The organism is Psychrobacter sp. Pi2-52 (genome assembly GCF_904846705.1).
Classification (GTDB): Bacteria; Pseudomonadota; Gammaproteobacteria; order Pseudomonadales; family Moraxellaceae; genus Psychrobacter.
This window is the reverse complement of record NZ_CAJHBS010000012.1, coordinates 15,595-33,150: the sequence shown is the minus strand read 5'-3', so window position 1 is coordinate 33,150 and position 17,556 is coordinate 15,595. Positions and strand designations below refer to the sequence as shown.

At 43.1% G+C, this 17,556-nt stretch carries 8 protein-coding genes and 1 tRNA gene; 2 read left to right on the top strand and 7 right to left on the bottom strand.

The annotated features are described in order from the left end of the window. The first annotated feature begins 158 nt into the window (after nt 1-158). Nucleotides 159-234 (top strand) — tRNA-Asn (locus JMY00_RS07920). Nucleotides 235-737: 503 nt separating this feature from the next. Here JMY00_RS07920 and JMY00_RS07915 read toward each other — a convergent pair. The 4 genes from JMY00_RS07915 to JMY00_RS07900 form a co-directional block, all read right to left on the bottom strand. After that, nucleotides 738-2,054, bottom strand: a complete 1,317-nt coding sequence (locus JMY00_RS07915) for an arsenic transporter (protein ID WP_201579763.1) — start codon at nt 2,052-2,054, stop codon at nt 738-740. 84 nt (nt 2,055-2,138) lie between these two features. After that, on the bottom strand, nt 2,139-2,912 hold the full coding sequence (gene arsH, locus JMY00_RS07910) for an arsenical resistance protein ArsH (RefSeq protein WP_240990698.1): 774 nt from the start codon (nt 2,910-2,912) through the stop codon (nt 2,139-2,141). Next, complete coding sequence (gene arsC, locus JMY00_RS07905) at nt 2,899-3,306, bottom strand: arsenate reductase (glutaredoxin) (protein ID WP_201579762.1); 408 nt, start codon at nt 3,304-3,306, stop codon at nt 2,899-2,901. Before arsC ends, arsH begins: the two co-directional genes overlap by 14 nt. 44 nt (nt 3,307-3,350) lie before the next feature. Beyond that, complete coding sequence (locus JMY00_RS07900) at nt 3,351-3,713, bottom strand: winged helix-turn-helix domain-containing protein (protein WP_201579761.1); 363 nt, start codon at nt 3,711-3,713, stop codon at nt 3,351-3,353. A 356-nt stretch (nt 3,714-4,069) separates the two neighbouring features. On the opposite strand from JMY00_RS07900, the gene JMY00_RS07895 reads away from it, so the two are divergent. After that, nucleotides 4,070-5,419, top strand: a complete 1,350-nt coding sequence (locus JMY00_RS07895; protein ID WP_201579760.1) for an MBL fold metallo-hydrolase — start codon at nt 4,070-4,072, stop codon at nt 5,417-5,419. Nucleotides 5,420-6,225: 806 nt separating this feature from the next. Here the strand turns inward: JMY00_RS07895 and JMY00_RS07890 are convergent. From JMY00_RS07890 to JMY00_RS07880, 3 genes are all read right to left on the bottom strand, one after another. Next, a complete protein-coding gene (locus JMY00_RS07890; protein WP_201579759.1) occupies nt 6,226-6,855 on the bottom strand; it encodes a hemagglutinin repeat-containing protein in 630 nt (209 codons plus the stop codon). A gap of 159 nt (nt 6,856-7,014) precedes the next feature. Then, entirely contained in the window at nt 7,015-7,965 is a 951-nt protein-coding gene (locus JMY00_RS07885) for an Imm49 family immunity protein (protein WP_201579758.1), read from the bottom strand. A gap of 8 nt (nt 7,966-7,973) precedes the next feature. Then, nucleotides 7,974-17,483, bottom strand: coding sequence for a hemagglutinin repeat-containing protein (locus JMY00_RS07880; RefSeq protein WP_201579757.1), 9,510 nt, complete (start codon nt 17,481-17,483; stop codon nt 7,974-7,976). Between the last annotated feature and the right edge of the window lie 73 nt (nt 17,484-17,556).

Below are 17,556 nucleotides of genomic sequence, written 5' to 3'. Positions count from 1 at the left end.
AAAAACACGCTATCTCGTCATTAAAATGATAATTTTTACTAATTATGCAAAAAAAGGCTTGACGTATTTTTTAACTTTGCTAGAATACGCCCCACTTAGCAAGAACTCGTTAGAGACTTCTAAGGCTCGTTGTAAGCGATTAAACACTTACAGCCTATTCTCCAATAGCTCAGTTGGTAGAGCAACGGACTGTTAATCCGTGTGTCCCTGGTTCGAGCCCAGGTTGGAGAGCCACATTCTAGTAGTAAATTTCTTGAGTCAACTTTGATTCAATTATGGCATTTGCCAAAACCCTCATCAATTTGATGAGGGTTTTTTTATGCGTATCATTTAGGTTCTGTTGAACGTTTAAATATGGTACTGGCAGTGACTATTTTTTAGACAATACGCAGTGAAGTTTTTGACGCCTAGTCGTTCTAGGTTAGACGATTTCGCCATGTATTGGCAAAAAATAGCCCTGCCCTGAAAGGCTGATACTAAAATCACCTCAAACGTTGTTGCAAGCCTAGTTAAGGTCTCGACACTATCGTCGGTTTACGCCTAGTTTGATTCGATTTTCGCGATCAGCAGTCCTAATATTTGAATGTTCAACAGACCCTAATATTGGTTATCTATTTTGTCGCTTTGATAAGCGCTAATCACTACTTTATCTCATACTTGATTATGACAATGATATTTAAAAATGAATAACATTGTCACGATAGGATATTACTGTAGCAAGTTATCTATTGGTTAGCTTAGCTTGGCAACATTGTTAGCATTGGCAACCAGAATACCAATGCCAACAGTGTCACTAACAACACAGGCGGCGTGATCAATAGACCAATCTTTATATACTGTCCCCAGCTGATCTTGTAGTCCTTCTCTGCCAATACATGTAGCCATAGTAAAGTAGCCAGACTACCAATCGGCGTAAATTTAGGGCCCAAATCATTACCGATGACATTGGCATAAATCATTAGCTCTCGCGTTGCAGCAGGTACTTGTGCTTGATCAATAGCAAGCGCGCCGACTAGGGTTGCTGGCATATTATTCATAACAGAAGCGACTATAGCGGACAAAAACCCAGTTCCAACCGTAGCAATGACTACGCCTTGTTGACCCAACCAGTTAAGTACTTGCGCGCCATAGGCGGTAAGACCTGCATTACCCAGACCGTATACCACTAGATACATACCGATTGAAAATAGTACGATTTGCCAAGGCGCCTTGCGTACCACATCGCTCACCGAGACCACCGCACCACGCCCGCCTTGCCATATACGACCAGCGATTGCCATTAACGCGACAGCAGCGATGCCCGTGACCAATGAAATAGGTAGCCCCAACGGCTCAGTCGCAAAATAGGCGACCAGTAGCAAGCCTAATAGTGGAAAAGCAGCTCGGAATACCAATGGATCGGTAATAGCAGACTCTGGAGCGCTGAGCTCGCTAGTCGAGTAGGTTTTTGGAATATGACGTGCGTAGACAGTCCATAACACCAGTAGCGTCGCTAATACAGACACGATATTGACCGGTACCATCACCGCCGCATAACGACCAAAGCCAATATCGAAATAATTGGCACTGACAATGTTGACTAAATTTGAGGTGACCAACGGCAGACTTGCCGTATCAGCGATAAAGCCAGTGGCTATAATAAATGCCAGCGCTGATGGTGGCGAAAATTTCAGACGTAGCAAGATAGCGATGACAATCGGGGTCAGTAGTAGCGCAGCACCATCATTGGCAAAAAATGCAGAAATAAAGGCGCCGAGTACGACAATCATCGGAAACAATAAGCGCCCTTGCCCATTGCCAAGGCGTGCCACATGCAATGCTGCCCAGCCGAAAAACCCTGCCCGATCTAAGATAAGCGAGATGATAATCAGCGCCACAAAAGTAAAGGTCGCATCCCAGACAATATCCCAGACGATACCCACATCTGATAGTTGCACGACGCCAAGCGCTAACGCGACTAAGGCACCACCCATGGCGCTCCAGCCGATACCCAGTCCTTTAGGTTGCCAGATAACTAAGACTAAAGTGACCACAAAAATAGCAAATGCAAGCATTGTACAACCTTACTTAAGCTGACTTTATTCAGCCGATTTAATATAGGGAATTAGATCGATTAGGGGGTTAGATCAATTAGGAGGTTAGATCGATTTTTGATTGACGCGGCTCGATACTTCTTCAGCACTCTCGACGCGTTCTGAATAGCGATCAGTGAGATAATCTGAACGCCCGCGTGTGAGCCAAGTAAACTTCACTAGCTCCTCACAGACATCCACAAGGCGCAGATATAACGGAGACATATCCATGCGATTGTCGTCGTTGAATTCCAAAAATGCTTTGGGTATCGAAGATTGATTAGGGATAGTAATCATCCGCATCCAGCGCCCGAGAATACGCATTTGATTGACTGTATTAAAGCTCTGGCTACCGCCGCTAACTTGCATTAGTGCTAAAGTTTTACCTTGAGTTGGACGCACACCACCTAGCGACAGCGGTATCCAGTCGATTTGCGCTTTCATGATACTGGTAATACTGCCGTGACGCTCTGGACTCACCCACATCATGCCTTCTGACCACTGCGCCAGCTCCCGCAATTCTTGCACTTTGGGATGATCTGAGTCTACATCGTCAGGCAACGGCAAGCCGGATGGATCAAACATTTTTACTTCACAACCATACCAACGTAGCAATCTGCTAGACTCTTCAGCGGCCAATCTAGAAAATGAACGCGCACGGACAGAACCGTATAGCACTAATATTTTCGGCGGATGACGTGAGTCATTTGGCGCAACCAAGGAATCAATATCGATAGGCTGAAGATTATCTATATCAATATTGGGCAAATCGTCGAGGCCAGATTCTGGCGAAACGGTAAATTCGGCTTCCAATACTTGGGCAATATTAGTGTTTGTCATGAGTAACAACCTCGCCGTCTTCTTTTGTAAAGCTACTTACTGGATTGGCTAGTAATTCAAACACACGCTCTGACGGACGGCATAGAGCAGCGCCTTTATCAGTCACTACGATAGGACGGTTGATTAAAATAGGATGCGCTATCATGGCATCGATAATTTGATCGTCAGACAACTCAGGATTATTTAGACCAAGCTCATCATTGATAGCTTCTTTGCTTCTTAATAGCTCTCTAGGCGAAATCTGCATTTGCGCCAATAGCTCAACTAAACGGTCGCGGGTTGGTGTATTTTTCAGGTATTCCACCACTTCTGGCTCTTCACCTGATGCTTTAATAATGGCAAGCGTATTACGAGAGGTTCCGCATTTAGGATTATGAAAGATTAATGGCTTCATAGTGTTTACACCTATTTCATGTATTTATTGAATTGATAATTGGTTTAATCATTACCTTGCTCAGCAGACTCATTTACTCTGCAGCCGCTTAAACTATCCATGAGTGACGCACACAATTCCGGATGTCCCGCACAGCAATCTTGCAACAGGAACTGAATGACGTTATCCATATGTGATAGCGAAGCACGATAGATAATTTGTCGGCTATGACGCTGTGAGACTACCCACCCTGCTCGTGCCAGCACCGATAGGTGGGCTGACATTGTGTTATGAGGAACAGAGAGCTGACGGGCTATTTCGCCCGCAGGTAGGCCTTCAGGCTCGTGGCTGACGAGCAGCTTAAAAGCTTTTAAACGAGTATCTTGAGAGAGCGCAGCAAAGCTTGCAATAGCATTAGTTATTTCCATATGTCCAATAATACAGACATATTAAAATAATTCAATATTTGACAGATATTTTTAATCTAAAAAAGATATATCTGTGTAATTAAACTATATACATCAACGAGTAAAAGCGATTAACCAAATAGTGGAAATAATGATCACCCCACCTTTTCAACCTAAAATTCTCTACGTTTGGCCTTATGTAAATAACAAGTTTAATATATGTTATTGTATATTGATGATACTTAGAAGTTCATGCTAGATTGAATGCAAGTTTATGCAAGAGTAAAACTAGATTTGGCTGGTAGCTCTCGCTCTGTACTGCCAATAAACCTGATTAAAATAACTATTATGATTAAAACAACAATAAGGAAATGACCATGCTACTAGAGAAAATTAAGACACCCGGACTTTCGCACTTATCTTACTTGGTAGGCTCTGGTGGTCAAGCAGCGGTAATTGACCCACGTCGTGACTGCGCGATATATGTAGAAAAGGCGCGCGCAGCAGGACTTGAGATTACTCATATTTTTGAGACACATCGTAATGAGGATTTGGTTTCTGGCGCACCTATCTTGTCCGCAATGACCGGAGCGACAGTTTTACATGGCCCCAATCCAGAACACCCTGTTGTCTATGCTGAGACAGTACGTAATGGTGATTGCTTTTCAATTGGCCAATTGGAAATCCATGTCTTAGAAACGCCTGGTCATACCGATGATCATCTGGCTTATGCGCTGTTTGACACGGCGTACCCAGACAAGGCGGTTGGAGTCTTTACTGGTGATGCGCTCTTTGTAGGTGATGTCGGTCGTACTGACTTCTATCCTGAGCGTCGGAGAGAAGTTGCAGGTCTACTTTATGACTCATTACAAGACATTTTAGCGCTCGGTGATCAGGCGATTATTTATCCGGCTCATGGTGCTGGCTCAGTCTGTGGTTCAGGTATGGCGGAGCGAGAGTTTTCTACAGTCGGTCACGAAAGAATGAACAATCCACGTTTACAGATTACCGATCGTGAGGCATTTATTGATTTCAAGACGAGCGAAAACCATTACCAGCCGCCCTACTTCAGATTGATGGAGCGCCTTAATATGGAAGGTGGTGAAGCGCCTCCAGTCGTTATGCGTCCGCGTAACCTTTCGCTCAAACAGCTGCATGACTGCGATGCTGATCATCTCATCGATATTCGTGAACCCATGGCGTATGCGTCAGGACACCTGCCCGGTTCTATGAGCTTACCTGTCAACATGCTACCTGCGTTTGCTGGATGGTTTATCGAGGAAGGACAAAGCTTGGTACTGATTGCCTCTGATGAAGAACAACTTGCGACTGCGATGGAGCATCTGGTACGTATTGCTTTTGATAATGTTATAGGTGGCTATGTGGGTGTTGTCCCTGCCGCTGCTAAAGGTGAGCAGATGCAGCAAACCCCTATGATCGATACAACCGAGGTAGAAAATCGTCTTAATAATGCTCAGAACTGGACATTGCTTGATGTACGCGATATTGATGAGAGGAATACCAATGCGATTGAAGGCTCACAGCATATCTATGTTGGTCACCTAAACAAGCGTTGGCATGAGCTTGACCAAAGTCGCCACTATACATTGATGTGCGCCAGTGGTGCTCGGGCAACAATAGCAGCAGGATGGCTTGCTAGTCGAGGTTTTAAGCACATTGATATCTATCTAGGGTCGATGGGCGCATGGCAAGCAACGCATGAGTAAGTCTTTACCCGTAGCTAAAATCTACAATTATCTAAAACGCGTCATAGATTCTGGATAATGCGTTTTAAGCAAAGGCATATTAAAGTGCTGTAACCAAGACATGCTACACCTAAGATAAATACGACAACGACCCTTCTTTTATTCAATATAAGACCGATATAAAAGAAGGGTTTACTTTTTAGCTGACTTTTAAGTGATATAACTTAAGTAAATATAAGTCATTGCTCTAGATTCTAATTCTTACTGTACTTGCTTACCTGACTTATAACTCATAAAACATAGATACATAAAAAACAGACACAAAAAAACCTCAAACAATCTAATGCTTGAGGCGAAACTTGCTTAAACTCAAAGGTTTAAATTCGTTTTAAATATGGCGCAGCGGACGGGACTCGAACCCGCGACCCCCGGCGTGACAGGCTAGACCCACCATATTTCGTTAAAGTATATTAGAGTATCTTAATCTATAAACCCTTGTATGAAAAGGCATACAGAGAAATAACCCTAATGACGTTTAGCATAATTTAAAGTTATTTATCAAGTCAGATATAATGATCTTGGTCACTAAAAATGTATAATAATTATACTTCGATATGGAAAAAAAGGTATATATTTTATACATTAAACTTAGATATATTTTTCTAGAAAAGGTGTAAACCTACATCCGTACTCCTCCGAAAGCTGTATCTTACTGTTCTATTGTTAACGAAGGGCGACCGATTGCTGAACTAGATGTGGTTTGATTTACTGTTAAGCGGTGTGATAAAAATCTCCCAAGTTTAAGTCTACGGGATTGACGGCAGGGGTCATCTTAGGTCAACATCAGCGCTAAAGCCCATGTTTTTTTGGTCGCTGTCATAGGAGTAAGTGTCTTGTAAGGATTCGATATTGACGTTACCACCGATCACGCCTTGGGCTTTATCCGTGTTAATGACGCCGCCTTTGATGCTAAGATCGTTGCCTATATCTAGGGTAGTCGTACCATCCACGTTGATTTGGCTATTCGCGTAGGTAGTAGTGTCGCTATTAGCGTAACCTTTGACGCGGCTGGCATTAGCGGTGATACCAAAACCGTTGCCTGTAGAGACATAACCGCCAATCGCCGCGCTTGAGCTTGAGTTGGTGCTACGAGTATTACTGTTTTGTGCGACACCGTTGACGTTGAAGTAGTTGTCCGCTTGGAATAGCGCGTTATTAGTAACATCAAGATTACTGCCTTTGATGTTGATGTTGCTGTCAGTACCTGAGCCGGTTGCGATCAGTGCTAGATTATTGGCTTGAATAGTTGAGGCTTGGTTGACCTCGCTATAGCTCTTACTATTTGATTGGCTCTTTTGCGAGCCGATGGTCGCTTGGATGCGAGTGTTGCCGAGACTTGATAGGCTTTGTGCATTGAAATCGTTATCAAGTAGGCTGTTTGATGAAGAAATAAACAAGAAATAAGAAATATGGCCTATAGATTTGAGTTCTTTAATGGACGTGAAATATGCGAGGCATGGGCTATCGTTCTTTAATAGTTAGCTTTGCGCCTCGTCCCTCGGCAGGGGCATACTAAATAGTTTGACAAGATAATTCCTACGCTTGTTATAAACAAGCTATTTATTTAGCCAAGAAAAAAGTCCTTTTTTCTTCTTTTTCTCACTAGCTACTCTCATACGTCTCTGCCACATATCAATCCAATCTTGTTGCAGTTGTTTATAATCAAACTCTATCATAAAATCATAAGGTTCAGAGTAGCTTGGTAAAGGCTTAAATTCTATAAGTTCCTTGGGTGTAATTGGACTGTCTATATCTAAGTCATAGCCATGTATTGCTGCGATTTTGGCATACAGTATCACCTGCATCTGAAGATAAAAATCAAACCAATTATTACCATCATAGGCTGCTTTTTTAGCCAGTTTAGGTTCAAGTAGTTTGGTTAGTGCCGTTTGCATTGCTTCTACGTCTTTATCACATAAAGCAATATAAAACTCATGGTCAGGTATACGTATAATATCTCGTTTATCCTTATTATTATCTTCTAAAAAAACCAAGCTACGTTCTTTTAATACAGTCCAGTCTCCTGCTAATGCCAGCAGGGTATTTTTGTTGAAGAAAGAACGGGTATCTTGTCGGTCATATGGCTCATTTACTTCCACTATTTTATCGCGATGATTTATTAAGTAGTTTATTAAATCAAGATTATCAGACATGATAGCAGCAAAGAAGTTGTCGGTATTATAGCCATTGTATGCCCAATAAATTTCTTCCTTACCCATTATTTGTAGTTTGGCTGCCACATAAGCATCTTGTTTAAAAGCATTAATATCAGCGTGTAACAATAAGTCAGAGGAGGCCTTTGCTTCGTAGTAAGTGCCTAAGCTTTTCATACAATATAATGGGTTTCCATCTGACGTATGAATAATCTCTAATAGCTGCTTTATATCGTCAATGTAATGCTGATGATTAGAAAGCAGATAATTGGCTCTACCCATGACATGATCAACACTTTCTTGATAATCTCGTCCTGCCTCACTTCCTAAATATACTTTATAGTATTCAGTCATTTAATTTCTCACTTCTTATTGGGAATCTCTACAGGGATGATTTTTATCACGCCATTTTGTTTGTCCACTGCCGTAATGATCGTCTTTATGGGTTTACCTGCCCGTTTGGCATTCTCAATAGCTATTTTAGCAGGGTCACTGTCTGGCAATTTATCAATTACTGCTTCTATCCATGCAGGAGATAGTTGATTGGTATTACCTGCAGCTTTTGAGCTTACTGAAAGCGTACCACTTTTACTAATCTGCTTGCTGTCCATGATAACAATTGTGCCATCTTTAGCTTTTAAAACATGATCGAATCCATTGACACCTTTGTTATATGTACCCCCTTTGATAGGGGTAAAACCTGAACGCTGGGCGATACTATTGATGAGTTGCTCTGTCTTAGCACCACTTTGATCACCATTTTTTACTATGTCGTCTACAAGGCTTTTTTCAACAGTACTAGTAGGATTTAATACGTTAGTTGACTGCTTAACTTTCGTAGCATTAATAGATCCACCTGGCGAAGACACTACAACATCTTCAGAGCTAGTAATTAAAGTCTTGAATGTATTCCCATTTCCAACCCGCTTAAATGTATTAACACCCGCTTTAGCTGCTGCTCCTATAGCTACGCCCCCAACTTCACTTAAGGCTAAACCAACTATGGTTAGTCGTTGTGTTTCTGCCCAATCTTTTTCTGAAAGATACCCTGCTTCTTTATATTTCCCTTGCAGTTGTAACAGTTTATTATGATATTCCTTCATACGCTGTGAATCAATTGGACCTACTTGATCACTTTTGGTTGATTCTATTAAAAAGCCAAATGTATCTAGCAACCCTGATAGAATAACACCTGTGTCTTTCAGTGGATTAGCATCTTTACCAGCATCTTGATAACCTAAATTTTGTCCTGCCTTATACTCTTTTATTGCAGTACCTTTATTGACTTTTACCTGTAAGTCTTTAATAAATTGCTGAGTTTGAGGATTAGCATAACTCTGAATTGCTTGCCTCAAATTAACTGTTTCATTATTAAATGCAGATTTATCAACATGAAATATCTGAGTTGTTTTCCCATCTGTCGAAGTTATTTTTATACCAGACTTTTGGGCTTCACTAGCGATGAAGCTTAATGCATTTCCATCACCACCATAAATTTTATTCCAATTATTGTCGACAAGTGCTGCACCAGAACGGTTGAGTCGTTTTTGAGCCTCTTCTTTGCTTATACTTTTCCCTTCCTTTTCTAATACATATTTTTGAAAACGTTTGACCCTTTCCTTATTGTTTAGAAAAAGGATTTCATTAATGTGCAACTGCCGATTATTAGCATCCACATTAGTCGCAGTTACCGTACTTGAGGTATCAAGTCCAGCTGCTGCACCAGCACCTAGTAGTGTCAAACTAACCAAACCGCTGGCTGTACCACTAGCAATATCTTCACTCATACCACTTGCAATCAATGACTCTGCTATTTTTTCTTGCACCTTATCGAGCGTAGGCGCTGCTGCTGCTACGCCACCTGTGGTTAGTGCGCCCTCAAGGCTACCTGTGCCTAATGCGCCAAGCGCCGTATGAGCCGCAACGCGATAGATTCCACCTTCATCCCACTTAGCAATCGCTGCCTTTTTCTCGGCATCACTAAGAGTGGCGTCAACTCTAATGGCTTTGATACGATTATTAGCATAATCCCCAACCGCCTTAGGTGCTTCCTTGCCAAACTCCTTAGTAATCTGCGTCTGTGCTCCTAGCTCCTCAGTAACACGATTCGCATCAAATACATTCTCAAGCGCCCCTGCATACTCCGCTTGATTATCAGTAGTAATACCACTATTACCTACAATACCTGTGATACCTGCTTTTGTAATGCTGCTATCACTGTCGCTATCTGTGCCATAGCCAAGACCATTCATCGTCGCTTGTGGCTTGCCTGTGGTATTACCCAGACTCACGCCAACCTGTATCGCGTCACCGTCATAGCTTGTGGTGTTCTTGATGTCTTGAGTGGTAATACCGCCTAAACTGACATAGTTGTTGAGTCCCAGCTCTAGGGCTTTGTCTGTGGTGGTGATCGCGCCGCCGATTAGCGTGGTCTTACCTTGGGTGGTAATGTCAAAGCCACCATCCCCTGTAAAGATGCCTGACTGCTCACCCACCGCTTTATATTCCGCATTGATGTCAGTCTTGCCGCCATTGACCGATAGACTGGATCCTGCGCCTTTTAGATCAATATCTGCAGTGAAGCCGATGTTCTTCTGATCGCTGTCATAGGAATAAGTGTCTTGTAGCGATTCGATGTTAACATCACCACCGATCACGCCTTGGGCTTTATCCGTGTTGATGACGCCGCCTTTGATGGTGACGTCATTACCGATATCGAATGTAGTGGTGCCGCCGACGTTGATTTGGCTATTAGCATAGGTAGTAGTGTCGCTATTAGCGTAACCTTTGCCGCGGCTGGCATTAGCGGTAATCCCAAAGCTTGCGCCTTGACCACTACCTGTTGAAGCATAACCCCCAATAGCGGCGCTTGAGCTTGAGTTATCACTACGAGTATTACTCTCTTGGGCGACGCCACTGACATTGAAGTCATTGTCCGCTTGGAATAAGGCGTTGTTGTTGACGTTTAGGTTACTGCCATTAATATTGATATTACTATCTTTGCCAGCACCAGTTGCGATAAGCGCTAGGTTGTTAGTATTAATATTTGAGCCTTGGTTGACCTCAGTGTAGCTACTACTATTAGACTGGCTCTTTTGACTACCGATAGTGGCTTGAATACGAGTGTTGCCAAGTCCTTTTAAGCTATCTGCATTGACACCGCTAGCTAGACCTTTTGCAGCACTTGCTGCTTCCTTAGCTAGGGCTCTAACTTTCAAGGCTCCAGCCACTCCAGCCATACCTTTCATGCGCACACTTTCGGTGTTGCCTCCTGCGTCGATGAGACTATCGATGGCTTTGGCATTGTCAATTAAACTGTTAGAGACAGAGACGGTCAGACCGCTTTGCTTAAACTTGCTTTCGCTTTGATTGGTATAGATGTCTAGGGCGTTGTCGATATTAATGGATTTGGCACGTACTACTGTATTGCCGCGGTTGGCGTCATTAATGTCTAAGCTACTGTCATTGCCCATACCAGCAATCAGGTTGCTGCCGGTTTGTTGGTAGGTGCCACCTGCATCTATGATGACGTTGCCATCGATAGCAGCGACGTTGCTGGCGGTATTGGTCAGTGCCGTTTGAGCATTAGTCTCATCGCTTTGCTGCTTACCGATGGTAAAGCCCATGCCGCCGTCAGCGCCAAACAATCCTGACTTTTTAGTTTGACTAAAGGTGCTTTCACTTGAGGTGTTTTGCGCGGCTAGGATGTCGATATTGCTACCAGCAGTTAATTGCGTGCCTTTATCACTGATGGCATTGGTGCCGGTGAGACTGATATCATTACCTGCTTGAATAGCGACTTGATTGCCCTCAATGTTGCTAGTAATGGCATTATCGCTTTGTGAGTCAAAGCGATCTTGGGTGGTCTTTTTACTTAAGAAGCCACTGCTGGTCATTTTATTAGCGGTTGAGAACTCGGAGGTAGCACGGCCCTCTTTAAAGGTGATATCTTTTTCAGCGTAGATAGAGGTATTACCACTATCGCTGGTCAGTGTCGCTGCGGTTCCTGAAACATTTTTAGCGGCGATATCAAGATCACCATAGCTTGAGACACGGCTGCCGATATCTTGGCTTTGACCGTCTATGTAGTAGTTATTAGCATCGCCAATGGCACGGATTTCATTGCCCGTATTGATAGCGTTAAAGGCCACATTGCCTTCTTTAGAGACGATTTGGGTGTTGCCGCCTTGATTATTTAAAATCCCAGCGTTGAAAGTGACATCATTAGTCGCGTTGATCGCCAAAGTAGTGAGCGCTTTACCATTAGCATCCACTTGACCTCGCAGGCCGTCACCAACACCGATTGATGCTACTTGATCAATGCCTGTGCGTGTCGCGCTACTAGCGCCAAGCTGGTTGTTGGTAGTAAAGGTGGTGCTCGTATTCTCAACACTCTTGGCTTTTAGACCTAAAGTATTGTCAGCAAAGATGCTACCGCCCACGTTGGTTATTTTATTCTCAGCAGTTAATCTGGCATCAGCCGCACGTAGGCGACCACCATTGGTATTATTGATATTATCAGCATCGATATTGAGCGTTTTTTGAGCAGAGATCAGTCCTTGGTTATCTAGATTACCCGTTAGGCTTAGGTTTACTCTTTCGGCGGCAATAAAGCTACCGTCTCCTCTGATCGCGCCTTGGTTGGCTCGAACATAGACTTTTGGCACCAGTACGCTTTGAGTGCTGCCATCCGCGAGAGTGACCTGTTGCTGCTCCATCCAGATGATATCGCTGGTTAGATTAGCCACTTGACTTGCACTAAGAGCAATACCTGGACGTAGATTTAACGTCTGCGCGGTGGTAACGCCCGCATCCATCAGCCCTTTAAACTGTGCATCTTGAGTGCTGTAATCTTGTAGATAGTAGCGACCCGTCAGCATCATGATTTGATCACGAATATACTGCTGCTCGTAATAGCCATCACCTAAGCGTTTTTGGGTGATATTAGGATCAAGCTTGAGTCTATCGAGCATATAGTCTGAGGTGAGCCAATTGCGATAGCCAGTAAAGGCAGGATCACTTTCAATCAAATAGTCATTTTGGCTATCTGGATTGATATTATATAAGCTATTATTGGGCAGGTTAGTGGCGCCACTGACACTTCTTATTTCATCGCCAGATGGTGAAGTGGCGACGTTAATAGCGGTATTATTAGTAGGGCCGTCGCCTTTTTGCAAATTAGATAAGGCAGGACCACCATCTTTGATTTGGTTATCAATGTTTGGTGCCTGTTGCCCTTGTAAAGTCAGATCAGCGTTCTGCTGCCACTGCGAAACGGGTAATTTAATAGTGGTCTCTTGAAAATCGGTATAAGCTTGCTTATCATCCCAGTCCCTTTGATGATAACGCTTAAAACCACCTCTCCAGCGCGACTTGGTGTATTGACTGGTACCATTTTGTACGACTTGAAGCTTACCATCGCCATCGATTTGCTCAAGACTTTGTGAGGTTTCATCAAAGTCGATAAGGCCGCCTGCTAATATCTGGCTCTTGTCGTTGACGACGTTATCTATATCTAACGTCATATCACCGCCGGCGATGATTTGCGCAGGAGAGGAGTCAGTTACCACACTTTGTCTTTGACGCTCATTGACTATGATTTGCGTCCATTTTTTGATCTCAATGCGACCGTAGCCGGCGTTATAAGCACGAATGGCATTGTCTAGTGCTTCATACTTCTCACTATCTTGCTCCTCCCAGACGTCAGCCTTAGCATTATAATCTTGCCAAGCTTGGTCATATTCTTTTTGCTGCTGCTGGTACTGCTCATAAGCAGTATTGTAGGCACTACAGGCAGCACTAGCGGGATCATTACAGCTTTCTTGTCCTACAGGTTTAGTAGGCTCAGTTATAGTAGGGGTTTGTGGCGCCTCGACAGTCGGCGGCGTCAGATTAAAGTAGGCCCAAACCTCAGAGTCGTTACCATAATTTAAGGTACAGACACTATTATCACCATTACTGCAGCTAGTAGCATCAGGTATCGGTGCTTGACCAAGCTGACCGTTTTCAATCGCGTTGTCGGTGTCGCTTGCATACTTATAAAGACCAGCGCGGCTCCAATTTACCCACCTTAATTTATCTAAAGGTATTTTGTTAGCGGTGCCTCCTGGTATGATAAATGTCTTTTGAGTGTCACTACCTGCAACATCTTGTATCTCTGTCTTAAAAGACGCATTTTTATTTAATAGCTTATCAGCTGTTATCGACAGATTGTTGAAGGCTTCGATGCGACCGCTGATATTATTGACAGCCTTTGCATTGGCAGTGATAACGCCTTTGTCATCGATAGCCCCGCCAATGGTTAAGTTGCCATTACTTAATATCCATGCATTATCTTGTGCTTTGCTATAGGTGACATTGCCACTTTGATTGTTAACCGTATCGGCGATTAAAGTCATATCACCACGTGAGGCGATGATAGCGCCTTTATCACTGGAACGATGACCTTGGTTGTTGATAGTATTAGCTTTGATTAAAACAGTAGTACCATAAATCTTGGCACTATCATTATCTAAGTAGTTTGCTTGTAGACGCAAATCATTAGCATTGATCAAACCTTTATTATGCAAAGTTTTTGTGGCTTGAACATTGACATCATTGCTAACGATTTGAGCGCCAATATCATTAGTGACATTATTAGCTTGTAGGATTAATCTCTCACCCGCTTTAAGATCAGACTGATTATCGATATTGCCTAACGTTTGAATTGATAGCTGCTTGTTGACCAGTAAATTGTCGCCTGCTTGATGCAAGTAATCTTGCTTAGCCTTAATTGCAGCATTGCCTTGGCTGGCAATTAATCCTTTAGTGTTAGTAACGCTATCAGCGATAATATTAATGTTTTGCTTGCTTCTTAATTCGCCCTGATTATTATTCAGTTTTAGAGTTTGTTCGGGGCTACCAATGTTTAAATCAGTTCCACCGTAGATATAACCTTTAGTGTTTTTTAGATCTTTAGAAATAAGTAGATTGCTATTGTCACTACTGATATACCCTTCGGTGTTATCTAGCTTCTGCGCAGCAATAGTGATGTCTTGTGCTTGTATGCCACCGGTGAATTTTTTATCAACGAGCTGATTGTTATTGTTCACTCGCAAAGATTTAATATTTATCGTTTTCTCAGAGAGTAATAAGGCATCTTTACCCGTGTTATTAACGGTATCAAAGGTGATGTTTAGGGCATCTTTACTTGCTATTTTTCCCGAAGTATTTAAAAGTGTGCCATTAGGCTTTGTTTGATTCAAATTAATAGTAGAGTCGGCATATAGATTACCTGCGGTATTATCTATATTCGACGCCAATATATCTATCTGCTTAGCTGATATCTCGCTACTATTAAGCCTAGCGTCTTGCGCCGCTTTTAGATCAAAGTTGCCATCGGCATATACTTTACTGTTTTGCAGATTTACGTCTTTATCTTTTGCCGATAACTTAATATTATTCGCTTGTAGAGTACTTCTATTCAATTCAAGACCACTACCAACCATGGCTAAATTGCCAGTCGCAATATTTTGACCTTGGTTGTCTTGAGCGCCTTTAGTGGTGATGGTTAAATCATACTCATCGGTAGATAACGCGCCTTGCTGATCTAATCCAGCAATCGTTTTCGAAGTCACATCTTGAGCAATATTATTTGCTTTAATATCTACATGAGTTCCAGCTGCAATCAGCGAGTTATCTAAGTTTTCCAATCGATCTTTGACTGTAAGATTTAATGCTTTGCCGCTACGGATAAGACCACTATCTTGCGAAATAAGCGATCCAGTAGCGATTTCGACCTCTTGCTTAGCACTTATCGCTCCTTGAGTATTATTAGCTTTACCGTCAATCGTTAAATTAGCAGCGTTCTCGGCATATACTTTACCTTTGGTATTATCTAATTGATCACCTTGTACAGCCACACGCTGAGCTTGTATGACGCCTTGAGTGTTATTGAGATCACCTTGGGTCATTAGGGTGATGTCTTTTTGACTGGCTAGTGTACCCGCCGTATTATCGATACCTTGCTGACTGTCAATATTGAGATTTTGCTGACTGATAATTTGACCTTTGTTATTACTAAACTGCTCAAGCTTCCAATCTGCACCAGTCATCTGTATACGACTATTATCGTTATTGAGACGATTACTAGCTTGCTGATTGTTGGTGATGAGTTTATCAACGGCTATGCTTGATTTTGCTGTATTACTAATATCGTTAGCTTGTACTGCTGTGTTGCCATTCGCTGTGATCACTGCATTGCTAGTAGCATTAGTTAGCGTATTTGCGGTAATTGAACCACTAGCAGTCACCGGAGCTAGCGCGGGAATTGAGGGAGCATCAGGACTGGGCGTAGGGTTTGATGGGCTGGTATTATCTACCACTTGGTTTTGTGAACCCGTGTTAGCGGTACTTGGTGGAGAATTGACCGTTGGCGCTGTCGTTGTTGGCTGATTATCATAGAGCGCTTGACCAATAACTGCTTGATCGTTATTAACCAGCTTTTGGGTTTTTACCGCTAGACTTCCTGACCCGGTTTGCTCAATCAAACCTCGGTTGTCTAAATCGATAGTCTTTAACTGTAGCTGTCCACTACTGATGGTGCCTGTATTGGTAATACGCTGTTGGGTAATGGCTTTCGTCTTATCATAACTACTAACAACCCCGCTATTAGCTAAAGTAGCACTATCAATATCAATGCCGTCGCGGGAACTGGCAATCGTTCCTGAGTTATTAACGCTATTGCCACGAGTGGCGATATTGACTTTACCTTGGTTAGCAATCAAGCTGCCTGAGTTGATCAAATTACCATCATTGTCTAATTGTAAGCCACCAGAGCTTGCAATGATGCTACCCGCATTGGTCACACCCATGCCTTTATCGGTACCAATCAGACGGATTTTCCCTGCATACATCGCACCAAGTGCTGACACATCAAGCGCCACACCGGTTGAAGTGTTGCTAGCATTACTATTGGTCGCACTGCTCGTTGGCGCAATAACGGTATCTGCAGCATCAGCCTCATAACTGACTTTATTGCTGCCAGTGATGACATCTAAATTCTTAGCATAGACAGCAGCATTAATCTCAGAAGTCTTTGCTAATATCTGCGTGTAGTCAGAGCCGCTGGTATCTAAACCATCACCATCTATACGAACCTTACCACCTGTCACATCAAAGCCAGTGAGCTTACCTTGATCCATCAAAGCATTGCCAGTCGTCAATGTCGTACGCGAAGCGTTAATGAATCCGCAACCGGCACAACTGATACCAGCAGGATTGGCAATCACCAGCTCAGCTCGTCCGCCTGCAATTTCAGTGTAGCCACTTAAACGACTTGGATCACTTGAATTAACCTCATTTAAAATAACACGGGCTTCACCGCGAGCCAGATACGGATTACCCTCAACCCAACCAGCAAGCTGCGTCTGAGCATTGGTGCGACTGTTATTTAAGATAGCACCATCAGCACCCACATCAAACTGACTAAAGACGTTGCGTGAGACGCCAGCCGCGCTTGGGGCTTGAATATTCACTTGAGTGGTGCCGTTCGAAGACTTTAATATGGTTGCTTGTTGATTGGCAGCAGCGTTACGATCAGCAACGATTTTAGTGCTGTCGGCATAAGCGCTATTACTGATACTGGCGCTGCTAGCAACGATGGTGGCAAGCCCTAGCACTAGCAATACATGCGAGCGCAGGGCTATAAGCTGACCGCCTTGATAGGTACTATTTGTTTGAGCAGCCGCTTGCGAAGCGCCTGCTACTTGGCTTACTTCACTACCGCTATTAGCAGGATTACCTGTTTTGCCTTGAGAGCGTGCCGCCTCTGACACCACCATTAACATACCACGGGCTTTATTAAAGATAACTCGGTAGCAACCACTGTTCATAATGATGTCCTTAGGTATAGCATTGTTTATGACAAATATTTTTTTGAGCTAAGAAATTTAATAGCGCTTAAAA

What these genes read in the sequence shown, in the direction of transcription:
- JMY00_RS07915 (WP_201579763.1), bottom strand. Translation starts at nt 2,054, where the DNA reads ATGCTTGCATTTGCTATTTTTGTGGTCACTTTAGTCTTAGTTATCTGG.
- arsH (WP_240990698.1), bottom strand. Translation starts at nt 2,912, where the DNA reads ATGACAAACACTAATATTGCCCAAGTATTGGAAGCCGAATTTACCGTT.
- arsC (WP_201579762.1), bottom strand. Translation starts at nt 3,306, where the DNA reads ATGAAGCCATTAATCTTTCATAATCCTAAATGCGGAACCTCTCGTAAT.
- JMY00_RS07900 (WP_201579761.1), bottom strand. Translation starts at nt 3,713, where the DNA reads ATGGAAATAACTAATGCTATTGCAAGCTTTGCTGCGCTCTCTCAAGAT.
- JMY00_RS07895 (WP_201579760.1), top strand. Translation starts at nt 4,070, where the DNA reads ATGCTACTAGAGAAAATTAAGACACCCGGACTTTCGCACTTATCTTAC.
- JMY00_RS07885 (WP_201579758.1), bottom strand. Translation starts at nt 7,965, where the DNA reads ATGACTGAATACTATAAAGTATATTTAGGAAGTGAGGCAGGACGAGAT.
- JMY00_RS07880 (WP_201579757.1), bottom strand. Translation starts at nt 17,483, where the DNA reads ATGAACAGTGGTTGCTACCGAGTTATCTTTAATAAAGCCCGTGGTATG.